The organism is Geminicoccaceae bacterium, from assembly GCA_020638465.1.
Taxonomy (GTDB): Bacteria; Pseudomonadota; Alphaproteobacteria; order Geminicoccales; family Geminicoccaceae; genus JAGREO01.
In genome coordinates, this window is record JACKIM010000001.1 from 1104411 (window position 1) to 1117466 (window position 13056).

Genomic DNA, 13056 nt, shown 5'->3' on the forward strand with positions numbered 1-13056 from the left:
CCATGGGTGGATTTTTTTCCAGGCCGAAGAAACCGAAGCCGCCACCGCCACCGCCCGATCCGGTGACCGTCGACGAGACCGCCGAAGCGAGCGAGAACGCGCTGCGTGCCGCCCGCAAGCGCGGCCGTGCGGCCAGCATTCTCACATCCGCCGACGGTGTGGGTGACGCGCCCGGCTCGGTGGCCGTGCGCAAGCTGCTGGGCGGTTCGCCATGAGCGCGGGTTTCGGCGAAGGAACCGCGATCGATCTGATTCGCAGCTTCGAGCCCTTGCGCACCCAGCGCGAGACGGATTTCGATTCGGTCTGGGAGGAGATCGCCCGGCGTGTGCTGCCGCGCTACGAGTTCCGCGGCGACCGCAGGCGCTATGCCACGAGCCAGGAGGACATCTTCGACGCCACCGCCGCCACCGGCTTGAAGCGCTTCGGTGCGGCGATGGAATCGATGCTCACCCCGCGCTCGCAGCTCTGGCACGCGCTGGCCGCGAGCGATCCGAAGCTCGAGAACAACGACCGGGTGGCCCGCTATCTCGAGGCGGTGCGCGATATCCTCTTTGCCGCCCGCCGTTCGCCCGCCGCCAATTTCGCCAGCCAGCTGCACGAGGCCTATCTCTCGCTGGGCGCGTTCGGCACCGGGGCGGTGCTGGTCATGCCCGGCGAGGACGGCCGCAGCCCGGTCTATCGCTCGATCCCGCTGCAGGAACTCTACGTCGCCGAGAACGCCGCCGGCCGCATCGACAAGGTCTATCGCCGCTACTGGCAGACCGCCCGGCAGATGGCCCAGCATTTCGGCGAGGACGCCCTGCCGGACCCGATCGCCAAGTGCCTTGCCGACAAGCCGGAGGAGCGCTTCGAGCTGCTGCACATCGTCCGCCCGAACCGCGATATCGATCCGGGCCGCAGGGACTGGCGCTCCATGACCTTCGAGAGCTGGCACCTGACCGTGCAGCACCCGCACGTCCTGCGCCGCTCCGGCTTCCGCACCATGCCCTATGCCGTCTCGCGCTATGTCACCGCACCCGGCGAGGTCTATGGCCGCTCGCCGGCGCTGGAGGTGCTGCCCGACATCAAGATGGCCGATCGCATGTCGCGCACCATCATCGACCGGGCGAACCTCGCGGCCGAGCCGCCGCTGCTCGCCGTCGACGACGATCTGCCGGTGCCGGTGCTGATCCCCAACGCCGTCAATCCCGGCTGGCTCAACCGCGACGGCTCGCCGAAGATCCGCCCGCTGGAGCCGGGCAGCGACTTTGCCGTCGGCCTGGAGATGCTCGACCAGCGTCACCGCTCGATCAACGACGCCTTTCTGGTGACGCTGTTCCAGATCCTGGTCGACAGCCCGTCGATGACCGCCACCGAGGCCATGCTCCGCAGCCAGGAGAAGGGTGCGCTGCTGGCCCCGACCATGGGCCGCCAGCAGTCCGAGCTGCTCGCCCCCATCATCGAGCGCGAGATCGACATCCTCACCGCCGCCGAGATGCTGCCCGACATGCCGCCTGAGCTGGTCGAGGCGGGCGGTGCGATCGAGGTCGAATATCTCTCGCCGCTCGCCCGTGCGCAGCGCATGGAACAGGCCACGGGCCTGGTGCGCACGCTGGAGGCCATCATGCCGCTGGCGCAGCACGACCCCTCGATCCTCGACAATATCGACGCCGACAAGGCGCTGCGCGGACTCGCCGAGATCAACGGCGTCGACATGGACATGATGCGCCCCGTCGAGGAGGTGCTCGAACGCCGCCGACAGCAGCAGGAGGCGATGCAGATGCAGCAGGCCGCCGCCATGGCCCCGGGCCTCAAGGCCGGTGCCGAAGCCGCCGCCACACTCTCGCAGATGGAAGGTGCCGCATGACGACCGAACACAAGCCCACCGACATCAAGGGCTATCGCCCGCTCGATCAGCAGGAGCTTGCGAGGATCAACCGCCTGAAGCGCACCGAGGAGAAGCTGCGCGACATGTGCGATGAGCTGGAGGCGGCGGTGAATGAAGGTTCGACCCGCCGCTGGGCCGCTCTCGCCCGTACCCATCTCGAAATCGGCATGATGTTCGCCATCAAGGCCATCGCCCGGCCGGACATGTCGCTCGGAAAGAATGGCCGGTCATGAGCAGCGTGAAACGTGAAATCCGCTCGACCCTGCGCGCCGGGCTCATCCGCCTGGTCATCGAGACCCGGCCGACGGTGATCCAGCTCGCCGCGAGCTGCGCCGACGTGCTCTTCGACCACCTGCGCGGCCGCATCGTCAGGCGGCTTCGATGATCGAGCAGGCCGACGCGCTGGTGCGCCTGCCGGAACTGCCGGCGGAGCACTATGGCTGCGTGATTGCCGATCCGCCCTATTCCAGCGGCACGACCCACGCCGCTGGCCGCACCACCATGAAGCCGTCGGTGAAATACCAGAACAGCGAGAACCATGGGATCTATCCCGAGTTCGCCGGCGACAATCGCGACCAGCGGTCGTTCGCGATCTGGTCGGAACGCTGGATGCGCGAGGCGTATCGCGTGACCCGGCCGGGCGGGCTGATCCTGTGCTTTTCCGACTGGCGGCAGTTGCCGGCCACCACCGACGCCCTGCAGGTAGCGGGGTGGATCTGGCGCGGCATCGCGGTGTGGGACAAGACCGGAAGTGCCCGGCCACAACGCGGGCGGTTCAAGGCGCAGAGCGAGTTCATCGCCTGGGGCTCGCGCGGACACCTTCCGAATGAGGGCAGATGCGCGCCCGGCGTGTTCCGCCACAGTGTCGGCAACCGCAAGAACCACATCACCGCCAAGCCCGCAGCGCTGTTCGAGGATCTTCTGCAGATCGCGCAGCCGCCGGTGCTCGATCCGTTCGCCGGCGGCGGTTCGCTCGGCATCGCCTGCAAGCGGCTCGGGCTCGACTATCACGGGCTGGAGATCGATCCGCACTTTGCCGGCGTGGCCATGAAGGCCATCGAGGCCGGTGTGGCCATGAAGGCGATCGAGGCCGGTGTGGCCATGAAGGCCATCGGGGAGGCGGTGCCGTGAGCGACCGCCGCGAGACCATCCGCCGGGCCTATGCCGCCCTGTTCCTCGACGAACATGGCGAGCCCACCGAAACGGCGAAAATCGTGCTGCAGAACCTGGCGCAGGCCGCCTTCGCCAACCACACCACCGCCCACGCCGAAGCGTTCGCCACCGCCACCAGCGAGGGCCGGCGGCAATTGCTCCTCCACATCCTGGCCAACCTGCGGCTCGAACTGGCACCCGCAGCCCGGCGCAGGGACGAAAGCGACCGGCCCGTGGTCGCCATCACCGACGAGAAGGACATCCCGTCATGACCACCGAAACCCTCGAACCGACAACCGAAAACGCGGAAACCGCAACCGAAACGGCCGGCAACAGCGCCGCTGCGGCCCTCTCGCAGCCGCCGGCGGACGATCCCGCCACGCCCGTGCTGCCCGACTGGGCGCAGGCGCTGGGCGACGCCGACCGCGAATGGCTGGGCAAGGCCGGGCACAAGGATATCGCCGCCGTCGTGCGCGGCTATCGCAGCCTTGAGACCTTCCTCGGCGCCGACAAGGCCGGCCGTGGCCTGGTGCGCCCGGCCGACGAGGCCGACGCCGAGGCATGGGGCGAGTTCTACAAGGCGCTCGGCCGCCCCGACGATCCGGCAGGCTACGGCCTCGCCGAGCGCGAGGGTGCCGACCCGGAGTTCTCCGCCGCCGCCGCCAAGGCCATGCACGAGGCCGGGCTGACGCCGGCGCAGGCCAACTCGCTTGTCGAATGGTTCAACGGCCACGGCTCCGGCCTCGCCGAGCAGCAGACCGCCGAACAGGCCCGCCGGCAGGAAAGCGAGTGGGGCGAGCTGCAGCGCGAATGGGGCACGTCCTTCGACCGTCAGGTCGAGACCGCCCGCCGCGCCGCCTCGTCCTTCGGCTTCTCCGCCGACCAGCTCGGTGCGATCGAGGATGCCATCGGCACCAAGGCGCTCATGCAGAAGTTCGCCGATATCGGATCGAAGCTCATGGAGGACACCATCCCCGCGGGCGGCTCCGGCGGTGCCACCGGCCAGTTCACCAGCCCGGCGGCGGCCAGGGCCGAAATCGAACAGCTCAAGACCGACCCCGCCTGGCGCAACGCCTACCTCAACGGCGACGACCCCGGCCACAAGGCCGCCGTCGAACGCTTCGCAAGGCTGATGCAGGTCGCGGCGAAGGGGTGACGGCTCAGGCGGCGCTGCCCCGGCGCCGCCGTTCCTCGTTCAGTTCCGCGATGCGCACGGGATCGAGCCCGAGTTCCAGCGCGACCAGCTTTTCGACCGTTGACGGGATCGCCCGCTCGCCGGAACACCACCGCTGGATCGTGCGGATATCGACGTTCCAGCGGCGGGCGGCGGCCGATTGCGTCAATGAAAGCTCGTCGAGCGCAGTCCGCAGCTCATCGGCTGTCATGACCCTTCACCCGCTAGTGGCCAGATAGATGACAACTCCGGCCATGATGCCGCAGACAACACTGAAAACGGCGAAGCCAAGCACGAACCAGCCCTCGCGATGGCCCTTATCGACCATTTGAATTCTCCCTGTCCGTTTCGATCTCGGCGAGCCGCTTCTCGAAGCGCTCCATGCGCTTGATGAGACCGTTCATCGCGTCATGGGTTCCGAATGCCCGCATGGCCATGCCGGTTGTCACCTGCATTTCATCCTTGATCGCGCGTACATCCGTTTCAACGGCCTCAAGACGATTGGCGATAGCGTCGACTTTCTGATCGAGCTTTCGCAGCAGGGCGAGCACAAGGTTATCGGGATCGTTCATCGGTTTGTTCCTTTGCGGAAAGAAATCAGGCGGCCTCGCTGATGTCCGCAACAAGCGTTCGACCCAGTGCTGCAAGAGCAGCTTCAACCTGCCTGATATGCGACTGGTGATCGAGGTCGAGCAGCCGGCGCAGGGCGGTTTCCGCGATCCCGAGGCGGGCCGCCAGCGCCCGACCGCTCGTTCTTTCCTCACGCATGGCGAGCCGCAAGCCGATCTTGGCGACGGTCAGGGCATCGAGGCGTACCGGCAAATCGCCGCCGCCAGACGGTCGCGGAAGGTCATCATCTTCACCGATGTGCATTGCAAAGATTGACGCCAGCAGATCATGAGCGCGCTGCGGCACATCGGCCTCGCTTTCTGCGAATGAGACGCCGTTCAGTCCGTCAAAGGTGATGGTGAACCCGCCATCTTCGCGAGTGACGGTCGCGTGAAATACTTCGTTCACTTTTTCACTCCGAGCTGCTTGAGAATTGCATTCACGGTGCCGGTCGGCATCTCGCCTTTCGAATGAGGGATGACGGTTTTCCGGCTGCCGAGGTGAACCTCGATGTGGCCTCCTTTGCCACGCCCTCGAACCTCATCGAAGGCAAGGCCGTTGGCCTTTGCGTGGCGTTTCAGGAGCTTCATGAGTTCACTGTGCTTCATGCACACATAAATAGGCGCATTCTCGATTTAAGTCAACACATGTTTGTGTGCATACCCGCATCCCGCGCATTGCTCGTCCCTGTTCTCAACGTCCGTGCGAAACGGCCACAAGGCCGCCTGCGGGGCGCGGACAGCGCCTTCGTGCCGGTTTGGGTACACCGTTCATCCCGATCCGCTTTCGCCCGCTGACGGGCCGTTTGCGCCGGTTGAGGGCGCGGGCTCCGGCTCGCCTGAAAAGCAGGCCGGCGGCGCGGCCATGCACCTGCCTTCGGAGTTTTCCACAAATCCACTGCCCCAACATCAAGAGACTCCTCTCTTCGAGATTCAGACTCCAAGAGGTAGCGGTGACCCTGCTTCCAATTTCCGGCGAAATCAGTGTGTTGAGCTGGCGTTTTCGTGCATTTTCCGCCGGAAACGATTCGCCCCCGATCCGCCAACCGGCCGGTTTTCCACAGATCCGCCGCCGTGGATCGGCCGACCGCCGCCTCATGTCCGAAAAACCGCGAGTATCGCACATCCTCGCCGGCAAATGTCGTGAAAACGGCCGAATCCGGACGGCCGGAACCGTGGCCGGCTCCGGCGTCCCTCTCGGCGATGTCGGGAAGATGGGCCGCCTATCCGTCGCGGACGCGCGGCAGCCATTCGGACACGAAGAACTCCGCACCGCAGAAGATGGCGACGAGCTGGTCGGAAATCGTGAGGATCCGCCGCCGGTGCATCTCGCCCAGTTTCTGAAGCGAGCTGGTGCGCAAGCGTGCCTGCGCGCCCTCCAGTTTCATCATGGCGCAGGTTGCCTCAAGGCGGCCCGAGAGCATCCCCGGCTCGGTTTCGGGTATGCCGGGCTCATAGACCTTCGGCTCCCGGCCATTCACCTCGCAGTCCAGAACCTCGCAAAGCCCGCGCGTGCGTTCGTACCGCTCGGCCGTCCAGGCGATCCGCCGGCGGCTTTCGAGCAGCGCCGCCGCGTCCAGCTCGCGTTCGTTCCGGTCGGCATCCCGCGTTTGCCGGCGAAGGCTGGTGGTCAGCCCGCCCAGCCGGCTCCGCTCCCGGTGCAGCGCCTTTCTCTTGCGCGTCTCGTCCCAGAACGGGAAGGTGAACCAGCCATCCTTCAGGCCGAACAGCTCGGCCAGCTCGCGCAAGCCCCGCCGCACGAATGCCTCGCCCTTGCCGGTGATCGTCTGAAGGGCGGAGGGACTGGCGGTCAGCACCAGCCCCGGATCGCTCCACGCCGTCTCGATGATGGACCGCGCCAGCTTGCCCACCGCCGGCGTCATGTCGTCGAGCCGGTTCATGACCCAGCGCGGCAGCGCGGGCGGGCGGATGATGGCGCAGGGATGGAACGGATGGAGGGCGACCGGCATGATCCGTCTCAATCCCCGCCAATGTCGCTGTGTAAGCGACTTTGCGCCGGAGACTTTCGCGCAACGGACCCCTTGTGCGCGCCGGATGAATGGCCGATTCTAGCCATCGCAGGTCCGTTTTCGTTTTTGTTGTTGTATCCGTTGTTGTTGTTGCAGATGCAGATGCAGATGCAGATGCAGACGCGGGAATGGCTTGTGGAACCGGCCGCGAACCGGTTTTTTGAAGTTGAGGAAAAGCATTTCGTGACGAGCGCCGGGGTGGCCCCTTAGGCGCTCGTTTTCGTTTGTCCATGTGATCGCCCGGCCGGGCGCGGGAAGCGGCAGGCAAAGCCGCGTCGGAAGGCCGTTGATCTCCATCATGACCCGCAGCGCCTGCTGATCGTCTTCCGGATCCTCGCGAGCCGCGACCGGCGGTGACGCCAGCGCCGCCGGGAGCAGCGCCCCGAGCCTCATGAACCCCCGCCGCGCAAGGCCCGTCATGCCGCCTCCCTCAAGGGAAGGCGGGCGGCGCCGGTGCGTGACCCGCGCCGCCCTTTCGTCCATTCTGTGAGTGTGTCAAACTTCCAAAAGGACGAACTCGTATGTTCGATTCCCTGCCCACTTTCGTGGGCGACAGACTGCCGGTATGGATCACGGCAGCAGCCACGGCAGCTTCCGCCATGCTCTACTGGATCGTCAACCGGCAAGCCTGGTTCCGCTCGCTCCCCGCCATCGACATCCGCCCTTCGGCGCGGGACTCGCAGACGTGGCACCTCCATTTCGCGATCCACAATCCCGACGTGGTGCCGTTCGATATCGACATCCTGCGGATCGTCAGACCGCGCAGGACAAGCCTTCTCACCGATTCGGGCCGCGAACCGATCGAACTGCCCATATCCCTTGGCCGGATCGCACCCGGAAGCACAACCGGTCATGGCCTGCTGCTGCCGTGCTCGGGAGCATCGCCAACCGTGAGCGTCCCGGTCGTGATCGACATGGGCGCCACCCGGCGCGATCATAAACTGAAAACCGGCAAAATCAGGGTCAAAAGGACATTGCCCGCGCTGGGCTGACCACACGAACGGGACGAGGCGCCAGCCCGCCACCGGCCGCCCGCTGTCTTGCAAGTGGAACCCTGTGAAGGGGACGGACGACCGGTGTCTCATGAAGCCCGGTCCTGCGGCGAGCGCTGGCGCAGGGAACGGCGGGAGGAAGAGTGTGGATGCTGCCCGGCTTTCTTTGAAGCTAGACTGGCCAGCAAGCCGAGATTGATGTCATCCCAACCGCGCAGATGCGCCGCCGCGACGATCTTTGTCCAGCGCACAGCGGGAATCCGGTCACGGAACAGCCACATCTGCACCGTCTTTGTGGGCTGGCCGATATCGGCAGCCAGCGCAGACGTGGAATCCCACCGGCGAATGATATCTTTAAAGCTCTGCATTAAATAACCCTACATTTCGTAGCGATTATTTCAAGGCAAAACGTAGCGAGTGATTTCGCTCTAGATCGCTACTATCTGTAGTTATGAATCACGCGCACGAACGCCTCCGAAAGGCGAGGATCGCAGCAGGCTACAAGTCGGGAGCAGCGTTCGCCCGCGAGGTGGGTATTGAACCGGGCACCTACGGCCATCACGAGAGCGGCAAGCGAGGCTTCGCGCGCTTTGCGGCGCGCTACTCGCGTCTACTCAATGTTTCAGCCACTTGGCTTCTTGGTGAAGAGGCTGCGCCTCAGCCCGATGTTGCGGAGATGGCGATGGAGCTTGCGAGCAAGCTCACGCCCGAACAGCGGGCGCTTTGGTTTTCGCTTGGCCGTGCGCTTGCTGAACAGCAGTTAGAACCGGAAGCGACAAACGGCGAATAGAAAACTACAAAACGTAGTTTGTACTTGCATATTTTGCCTACATTACGTAGCGTGTCATCAGCACTAAAGGACACGCCCATGAACCCGCTCGCCCTTTCCGGCCCGGACGATACCGATGACACCGCACTGACGGAGAATGCCGCCTGGTCGGATGTGTATGTGGTCGACGGCTCGATCATCACCGCGGCCGAATATCTCGACCTGATCGCCCGCGACGAATATGTCGGGCCGGACAATGACGACTGGCTGGATGGCTTTGCCGGGCCGGACGAAGAGGGATGCTAGCCCGCAGGCTCGGCCTTGCCTTCGAGCGCGGCGATGCGCGCCTCGTGATCGTCGAGTCGATGATCGACGGGAATGCGGACGCCGCTCGCTTCCATCCTGCTGATGGTCGAGATTTCCTCGATCAGTTCGAGCCGGACGGCATCAATGCGCAGCTCAATCGACTGCCGTGTCAGGTCGAGCTTGCTGTCGAGCCGGGCGATCTGTTCGCGCATCGAAGCCATCTCGGTGCGCAACGAAGCCTGCTCGTTACGCATCGAAGCCATATCTTCGCGAAAGATGGCCTGTTCGGTGCGCATCGCAGCCTGTTCGGTGAGCACCCGCTCCAGCTGTCTGGCGATGAAGTTCAGATCGACCTTTTCCATGAGGCGCATTCTACCAGAAACGCCACACGGTGTGAAAGCGAACGAAGCTGCACGGAGGTGCGCCCATGAACCCGCTCGCCCTTTCCGGTCCGAACGAACGCCTGACACGCGCGGAGCTGATCGAAGCCTGCATGCTCGGTTTCGATCGCAAGGAAGATTACCGCCGATGGGTCGAGGGCGGCCGCCAGCCGCCCCCCGATTCCGAGCAATTGACTAGGGTTTCAACCCAGCGGCCATGCGTACCTGCCAAGATTTTCCCTTTAAACACATTTCGAAAGCTTCGACGGCTTGCCGGTCGGCTTCGGTCCTTTCTTCGAGCAACTGAAACGGGATCAGTTCCTTGCAACGGTTCACATACTTCTTGTGAAACTCGACAGCAAACCCGGCCGGATCAGGGTGGTTCTCGACATGTGCCTTGAGCAGATCAAGAACCAGCATCTCCAGAGCCTGCGTATAGGCGTACACCTCGTTAACCGTGACCGGCTTCTCGAAATCGAACATGACGAGTTTTCCTCTCGTTGGTTGGTGGAAATTCCATTGAGAGGAGAAGACTGGCCGGGGGTCAAATGTACTCCCGGCCGGTTCACCCGGGAGTACCGCCCATGAACCCGCTCGCCCTTTCCGGTCCGTTGACCGAGCCCGGCGCCTACCGGATGCCCGCCGCCGAATACCATGCCGATCCGGCGCCGCGTCCCTCGCTGTCCTCGTCGCTGGCCTCGATCCTGCTGGAGCGCTCGCCGGCCCATGCCGCCGCGAGGCATCCGCGCCTCACCGATCCTGTGGCGTTCGAGACCACCAAAAACATGGATTTCGGTTCGGCGATGCACGAGCTGCTGCTGGGCGGCGAGGTGCGGGTGGTGACGGTCAATGCGCCGGACTGGCGCACCAGGGCGGCACGGGCGAGCCGGGAGGAGATCAGGAAAGCCTGCGGCATCCCGGTGCTGGCGGGCGACTGGCCGCGCATGGCGCGGATGCTGGCCGCCGCCCGCGAGCAGCTGGCCCGTGCGGGCATGGCCTGGGCGTTTTCGCCGGCGCGCGGCATTTCCGAGGTCTCGGCCTTCTGGCAGGAGGAGGCGGCGGGCGCGCCGATCTGGGGCCGCGCCCGGTTCGACTGGATCGACCCGGAGGCCGGGCTGATCCTCGATTACAAGACGACCTCGATGCCGCTGTCGATGTGGAAGCGGCGGGCGCTGATGGAGCTTCCGGGCCGGGTGCAGCCGGCATGGTACCGGCGTGCGGCCGGGCGGCTGGGGGTGAAGCGGCCGCGCTTTGCCTTCGTCGTGCAGGAAACGGTCGAACCGTTCGGACTGATGGTCTTCGAGCCCGGCCCGCGCCTGCTCGAACGCGGCCGCGCGGACATCGATCACGCGGCGGCGAGCTGGTCGCGATGTCTCGGCCGGGGCGAATGGCCCGGCTACCCGGCGAAGGTCGAGACGATGGAGCCGCCGGCACCGCGCAAGCGGAGCAATCCGTTGCGCAAGGGGCGGCGCTGGGCCAAAAGCCGATGAATGATGTACCGAACTGCCTGAGCGGCGGCTTGCCGACCGTGACGCCGCAAAAACTGTTCGAGCTGATCGACGACTGCAAGCGGCGGGCGGCCATCCGCGGCCGCCTCCTCGGCCAGCCGAACGAGTGGGAATATCTGCAGGCCGCACTGGAGGAACTGCACCTGGCCCGCATTCAGGTCGGGCGGCTGGAACGGCACCTGCGGGCTTCCGCCCGCGATGCGAAGGCCGCATGAGCGCCAGCCCGTTCGGCGGACTGCCGTATTTCCGCAAGCTGTCGACCGGCTTCGGCCACCACCTCGTCGTGCGGATGCACGCCAGCGGAACGCTGCTCGTCGAGCATGGCGAGGAGATCGTCGGCTCGTTCACCGCCGTCGGCTGGTGCCAGCTCGACCGCCGCGAAGCCGCCGAACTCGCCCGCTGCCTGCTCGACTATCTCGCACTGCCGGAGGGGGATCATGATGGATGACGAACTCGACCTCGCCCGGGGGCTCGCCGATCCGGTCATCGCCGAACGTGCGGAGATGCTCGCGCTAAGCCTGATGGCCTACAGCGAACGCACGCTCGGGGAAAACGGCTGGTGCGGCCGTGGCGAGCGGCTGGTCCTGCTGGCCGCATTCTCCCGCTGTTTCGCCGGACTCTATGCCCTGCTTGCCTTCGATCATGGCGAACCGCCGGTATTGGCGGGCATCGCGGCCATGAAAAACACCGCGACCATTGCCGCACTGACCGAACAGCTCTGCGAAAACGCCTACCGCTGGCAGGCCGAGCGCAACGGGGCGAAGCTCCAATGAGCGACCGGCAAGCCTATGGCGAGGTGCAGGTCGCCGACATGTTCGGACTGACCGAGTTCCGGGACTTCGAAAGAGCGGTGAAAAGCGGCTTCATTCCCAAGCCGGATTTCGTGCTCGATGGCGGCAAGCGCCGATGGACGAACGCGAGCCTCGATCCGCTGTTGTCGAAGGACCGCGAGATGGTTGAATCGGCGGTACGGCAGAAGAATATCGAAAACAGAGTCCTATCCGGTGAAAACGCCCCACCTCCGCGTCCGAAAAAACAGCGACGGTAGCGCCCGCTACTACTGGGAGCCGTCGAAGAGCGTCGTCGAGATGGGTTTCCGTATGGTCCGCCTGTCGGACGAGAAGGCGCGGGCCATCCTCGAGGCGAAGGAACGCAACCTCGAGGTCGACGAATACCGGCACAGGATGGCGCGCGGCATGTTCGACGGCGCCAGGGCCGGCACCATCCGCGCGCTGATCGGCATGTACAAGGGGCATGACGACTATCTCCTGCTGGCGGAGGCGACGCGGCGCGACTATGCGAGCCGGCTGGAACTGATCGCGAAGAAGCTCGGCGACGCGCGGGTAGCGGATATCAATCCGTCGATCGTGCAGGCGCTCAAGCGGGCATTCTCGGCAACACCCTCGCAGGCGAACCATGTCTGCCGCGTGTTCCGGCTGCTGCTGAGCTTCGCCCGCCGGCAGGGCATGATCAGGGACAATCCGGCGATGGCGTTCCGCCAGTACAGGGAGCCGCCCCGGAGATCGGTCTGGAAACATGACGAGGAACAGCGTTTCCTCGATGTCTGCGGGCCGGAACTGGCGCTGGTCTACATGCTGGCGATCAACACCGCGCAGCGCCAGGGCGACATCCTGCGTCTGCCCTGGTCGGCCTGCCGCGACGGGCTGATCCTGCTCAGGCAGGAAAAGACCGGCGCCGAAGTCCATATCCCGGTCACGGCCCGGCTTGGCCGGCTGCTGGCAGGAACGCCGCGTGTGTCGCCGGTGATCTGCACCCGCAACGGCCGTCCGTGGCGGGCCGATCACTTCCGCCACATGTTCAAGGCGGCGATGGTCAGGGCACGGGTCGAGGGCCGCACCTTCCACGATCTGCGGCGCACGGCCGTTGTCCGTCTTGCCGAAGCGGGCTGTACGGTTCCCGAAATCGCCAGTCTCACCGGGCACCGGATCGACCGTACCGAGAAGATCATCGAGACCTACCTGCCGCGCAGCCGCCGGCTGGCGCAAACGGCCATCACCAAGCTCGAACTCTGGCGGCCTGAACAGGAATAGGCCGGCTTGTTTGACCGGCATTTGACACCCACTGCCGCGCCTTTCGCGCCACACGAACCCGAAATCATCAATCTGCGAGACACGAACCGGCGACGGTCGCCAACGGGCCGGCGGCTGGCATTCGTCCGGGCCGTTCGGGGTGAAAAATCCGCGGATCGATGAACGTCTGAACGGTTTTGTTGAACGCGAGTCAATTCAACCGACAGGAAGTCAACAAAA

General features: G+C 65.2%; 25 protein-coding genes. 16 read left to right on the top strand and 9 right to left on the bottom strand.

Going from position 1 to position 13056, the window contains the following annotated elements:
• Positions 1-2: 2 nt before the first annotated feature.
• From H6851_05205 to H6851_05235, 7 genes are read left to right on the top strand one after another with little or no spacing between them, the layout of a single operon-like run.
• Positions 3-215 (top strand): hypothetical protein, encoded by a 213-nt coding sequence (locus H6851_05205; GenBank protein ID MCB9943003.1) that lies wholly within the window; start codon positions 3-5, stop codon positions 213-215.
• Positions 212-1846: a head-tail connector protein gene (locus tag H6851_05210; GenBank protein ID MCB9943004.1), complete on the top strand. Its 1635-nt coding sequence runs from the start codon at positions 212-214 to the stop codon at positions 1844-1846. Before H6851_05205 ends, H6851_05210 begins: the two co-directional genes overlap by 4 nt.
• Positions 1843-2100, top strand: a complete 258-nt coding sequence (locus H6851_05215; protein MCB9943005.1) for a hypothetical protein — start codon at positions 1843-1845, stop codon at positions 2098-2100. Before H6851_05210 ends, H6851_05215 begins: the two co-directional genes overlap by 4 nt.
• Positions 2097-2252: a hypothetical protein gene (locus tag H6851_05220; protein ID MCB9943006.1), complete on the top strand. Its 156-nt coding sequence runs from the start codon at positions 2097-2099 to the stop codon at positions 2250-2252. The genes H6851_05215 and H6851_05220 overlap by 4 nt, the downstream gene beginning before the upstream one ends.
• Positions 2249-2998 carry a site-specific DNA-methyltransferase gene (locus H6851_05225; GenBank protein MCB9943007.1) on the top strand — a complete coding sequence of 250 codons (750 nt, stop codon included), beginning with the start codon at positions 2249-2251 and terminating at the stop codon, positions 2996-2998. The genes H6851_05220 and H6851_05225 overlap by 4 nt, the downstream gene beginning before the upstream one ends.
• Positions 2995-3291 (top strand): hypothetical protein, encoded by a 297-nt coding sequence (locus tag H6851_05230; GenBank protein ID MCB9943008.1) that lies wholly within the window; start codon positions 2995-2997, stop codon positions 3289-3291. Before H6851_05225 ends, H6851_05230 begins: the two co-directional genes overlap by 4 nt.
• A complete protein-coding gene (locus H6851_05235; GenBank protein MCB9943009.1) occupies positions 3288-4175 on the top strand; it encodes a hypothetical protein in 888 nt (295 codons plus the stop codon). Before H6851_05230 ends, H6851_05235 begins: the two co-directional genes overlap by 4 nt.
• 4 nt (positions 4176-4179) lie before the next feature.
• Here the strand turns inward: H6851_05235 and H6851_05240 are convergent, their stop codons facing one another.
• The 6 genes from H6851_05240 to H6851_05265 all read right to left on the bottom strand — a co-directional run bounded on the left by H6851_05240 (position 4180) and on the right by H6851_05265 (position 7251).
• Positions 4180-4404: a helix-turn-helix transcriptional regulator gene (locus H6851_05240; GenBank protein MCB9943010.1), complete on the bottom strand. Its 225-nt coding sequence runs from the start codon at positions 4402-4404 to the stop codon at positions 4180-4182.
• A 106-nt stretch (positions 4405-4510) separates the two neighbouring features.
• Complete coding sequence (locus tag H6851_05245) at positions 4511-4765, bottom strand: hypothetical protein (GenBank protein MCB9943011.1); 255 nt, start codon at positions 4763-4765, stop codon at positions 4511-4513.
• A gap of 25 nt (positions 4766-4790) precedes the next feature.
• Positions 4791-5210, bottom strand: coding sequence for a hypothetical protein (locus H6851_05250; protein ID MCB9943012.1), 420 nt, complete (start codon positions 5208-5210; stop codon positions 4791-4793).
• The gene (locus tag H6851_05255) at positions 5207-5392 is read right to left on the bottom strand and encodes a type II toxin-antitoxin system HicA family toxin (GenBank protein MCB9943013.1); all 186 of its coding nucleotides are present in this window, start codon (positions 5390-5392) and stop codon (positions 5207-5209) included. Before H6851_05255 ends, H6851_05250 begins: the two co-directional genes overlap by 4 nt.
• Positions 5393-6024: 632 nt before the next feature.
• Positions 6025-6771, bottom strand: a complete 747-nt coding sequence (locus H6851_05260; GenBank protein ID MCB9943014.1) for a hypothetical protein — start codon at positions 6769-6771, stop codon at positions 6025-6027.
• A gap of 99 nt (positions 6772-6870) precedes the next feature.
• Entirely contained in the window at positions 6871-7251 is a 381-nt protein-coding gene (locus H6851_05265; protein MCB9943015.1) for a hypothetical protein, read from the bottom strand.
• 101 nt (positions 7252-7352) lie between these two features.
• On the opposite strand from H6851_05265, the gene H6851_05270 reads away from it, so the two are divergent.
• Positions 7353-7823, top strand: coding sequence for a hypothetical protein (locus H6851_05270; GenBank protein ID MCB9943016.1), 471 nt, complete (start codon positions 7353-7355; stop codon positions 7821-7823).
• Between the two features lie 89 nt (positions 7824-7912).
• On the opposite strand, the gene H6851_05275 is transcribed toward H6851_05270, so the two are convergent.
• Positions 7913-8191, bottom strand: a complete 279-nt coding sequence (locus tag H6851_05275; protein ID MCB9943017.1) for a hypothetical protein — start codon at positions 8189-8191, stop codon at positions 7913-7915.
• Positions 8192-8274: 83 nt separating this feature from the next.
• Between H6851_05275 and H6851_05280 the strand changes: the two genes are divergently transcribed.
• Both H6851_05280 and H6851_05285 read left to right on the top strand, forming a co-directional pair.
• On the top strand, positions 8275-8613 hold the full coding sequence (locus H6851_05280; GenBank protein ID MCB9943018.1) for a helix-turn-helix transcriptional regulator: 339 nt from the start codon (positions 8275-8277) through the stop codon (positions 8611-8613).
• Between the two features lie 78 nt (positions 8614-8691).
• On the top strand, positions 8692-8898 hold the full coding sequence (locus H6851_05285; GenBank protein MCB9943019.1) for a hypothetical protein: 207 nt from the start codon (positions 8692-8694) through the stop codon (positions 8896-8898).
• Here H6851_05285 and H6851_05290 read toward each other — a convergent pair.
• Together H6851_05290 and H6851_05295 are read right to left on the bottom strand one after the other, a co-directional pair.
• The gene (locus H6851_05290; protein ID MCB9943020.1) at positions 8895-9260 is read right to left on the bottom strand and encodes a hypothetical protein; all 366 of its coding nucleotides are present in this window, start codon (positions 9258-9260) and stop codon (positions 8895-8897) included. The genes H6851_05285 and H6851_05290 overlap by 4 nt on opposite strands.
• 213 nt (positions 9261-9473) lie before the next feature.
• Entirely contained in the window at positions 9474-9761 is a 288-nt protein-coding gene (locus H6851_05295) for a hypothetical protein (protein ID MCB9943021.1), read from the bottom strand.
• 101 nt (positions 9762-9862) lie between these two features.
• On the opposite strand from H6851_05295, the gene H6851_05300 reads away from it, so the two are divergent.
• From H6851_05300 to H6851_05325, 6 genes are read left to right on the top strand one after another with little or no spacing between them, the layout of a single operon-like run.
• The gene (locus H6851_05300; GenBank protein MCB9943022.1) at positions 9863-10768 is read left to right on the top strand and encodes a PD-(D/E)XK nuclease-like domain-containing protein; all 906 of its coding nucleotides are present in this window, start codon (positions 9863-9865) and stop codon (positions 10766-10768) included.
• Positions 10765-11001 (top strand): hypothetical protein, encoded by a 237-nt coding sequence (locus tag H6851_05305; protein ID MCB9943023.1) that lies wholly within the window; start codon positions 10765-10767, stop codon positions 10999-11001. Before H6851_05300 ends, H6851_05305 begins: the two co-directional genes overlap by 4 nt.
• A complete protein-coding gene (locus H6851_05310; protein ID MCB9943024.1) occupies positions 10998-11234 on the top strand; it encodes a hypothetical protein in 237 nt (78 codons plus the stop codon). The genes H6851_05305 and H6851_05310 overlap by 4 nt, the downstream gene beginning before the upstream one ends.
• Positions 11224-11559: a hypothetical protein gene (locus H6851_05315; protein MCB9943025.1), complete on the top strand. Its 336-nt coding sequence runs from the start codon at positions 11224-11226 to the stop codon at positions 11557-11559. The genes H6851_05310 and H6851_05315 overlap by 11 nt, the downstream gene beginning before the upstream one ends.
• Positions 11556-11834 (top strand): hypothetical protein, encoded by a 279-nt coding sequence (locus H6851_05320; protein ID MCB9943026.1) that lies wholly within the window; start codon positions 11556-11558, stop codon positions 11832-11834. Before H6851_05315 ends, H6851_05320 begins: the two co-directional genes overlap by 4 nt.
• 40 nt (positions 11835-11874) lie before the next feature.
• Positions 11875-12837, top strand: a complete 963-nt coding sequence (locus H6851_05325; protein ID MCB9943027.1) for a tyrosine-type recombinase/integrase — start codon at positions 11875-11877, stop codon at positions 12835-12837.
• The last annotated feature ends 219 nt before the right edge of the window (positions 12838-13056 follow it).

Excerpts from the sequence above, each read along its gene's own strand:
- H6851_05295 (MCB9943021.1), bottom strand. The coding sequence starts at position 9,761 with ATGTTCGATTTCGAGAAGCCGGTCACGGTTAACGAGGTGTACGCCTAT.
- H6851_05290 (MCB9943020.1), bottom strand. The coding sequence starts at position 9,260 with ATGGAAAAGGTCGATCTGAACTTCATCGCCAGACAGCTGGAGCGGGTG.
- H6851_05285 (MCB9943019.1), top strand. The coding sequence starts at position 8,692 with ATGAACCCGCTCGCCCTTTCCGGCCCGGACGATACCGATGACACCGCA.
- H6851_05245 (MCB9943011.1), bottom strand. The coding sequence starts at position 4,765 with ATGAACGATCCCGATAACCTTGTGCTCGCCCTGCTGCGAAAGCTCGAT.
- H6851_05325 (MCB9943027.1), top strand. The coding sequence starts at position 11,875 with ATGGGTTTCCGTATGGTCCGCCTGTCGGACGAGAAGGCGCGGGCCATC.
- H6851_05205 (MCB9943003.1), top strand. The coding sequence starts at position 3 with ATGGGTGGATTTTTTTCCAGGCCGAAGAAACCGAAGCCGCCACCGCCA.
- H6851_05210 (MCB9943004.1), top strand. The coding sequence starts at position 212 with ATGAGCGCGGGTTTCGGCGAAGGAACCGCGATCGATCTGATTCGCAGC.
- H6851_05275 (MCB9943017.1), bottom strand. The coding sequence starts at position 8,191 with ATGCAGAGCTTTAAAGATATCATTCGCCGGTGGGATTCCACGTCTGCG.
- H6851_05280 (MCB9943018.1), top strand. The coding sequence starts at position 8,275 with ATGAATCACGCGCACGAACGCCTCCGAAAGGCGAGGATCGCAGCAGGC.
- H6851_05215 (MCB9943005.1), top strand. The coding sequence starts at position 1,843 with ATGACGACCGAACACAAGCCCACCGACATCAAGGGCTATCGCCCGCTC.
- H6851_05305 (MCB9943023.1), top strand. The coding sequence starts at position 10,765 with ATGAATGATGTACCGAACTGCCTGAGCGGCGGCTTGCCGACCGTGACG.
- H6851_05300 (MCB9943022.1), top strand. The coding sequence starts at position 9,863 with ATGAACCCGCTCGCCCTTTCCGGTCCGTTGACCGAGCCCGGCGCCTAC.
- H6851_05260 (MCB9943014.1), bottom strand. The coding sequence starts at position 6,771 with ATGCCGGTCGCCCTCCATCCGTTCCATCCCTGCGCCATCATCCGCCCG.
- H6851_05225 (MCB9943007.1), top strand. The coding sequence starts at position 2,249 with ATGATCGAGCAGGCCGACGCGCTGGTGCGCCTGCCGGAACTGCCGGCG.
- H6851_05235 (MCB9943009.1), top strand. The coding sequence starts at position 3,288 with ATGACCACCGAAACCCTCGAACCGACAACCGAAAACGCGGAAACCGCA.
- H6851_05270 (MCB9943016.1), top strand. The coding sequence starts at position 7,353 with ATGTTCGATTCCCTGCCCACTTTCGTGGGCGACAGACTGCCGGTATGG.
- H6851_05315 (MCB9943025.1), top strand. The coding sequence starts at position 11,224 with ATGATGGATGACGAACTCGACCTCGCCCGGGGGCTCGCCGATCCGGTC.
- H6851_05255 (MCB9943013.1), bottom strand. The coding sequence starts at position 5,392 with ATGAAGCTCCTGAAACGCCACGCAAAGGCCAACGGCCTTGCCTTCGAT.
- H6851_05265 (MCB9943015.1), bottom strand. The coding sequence starts at position 7,251 with ATGACGGGCCTTGCGCGGCGGGGGTTCATGAGGCTCGGGGCGCTGCTC.
- H6851_05320 (MCB9943026.1), top strand. The coding sequence starts at position 11,556 with ATGAGCGACCGGCAAGCCTATGGCGAGGTGCAGGTCGCCGACATGTTC.
- H6851_05220 (MCB9943006.1), top strand. The coding sequence starts at position 2,097 with ATGAGCAGCGTGAAACGTGAAATCCGCTCGACCCTGCGCGCCGGGCTC.
- H6851_05310 (MCB9943024.1), top strand. The coding sequence starts at position 10,998 with ATGAGCGCCAGCCCGTTCGGCGGACTGCCGTATTTCCGCAAGCTGTCG.
- H6851_05240 (MCB9943010.1), bottom strand. The coding sequence starts at position 4,404 with ATGACAGCCGATGAGCTGCGGACTGCGCTCGACGAGCTTTCATTGACG.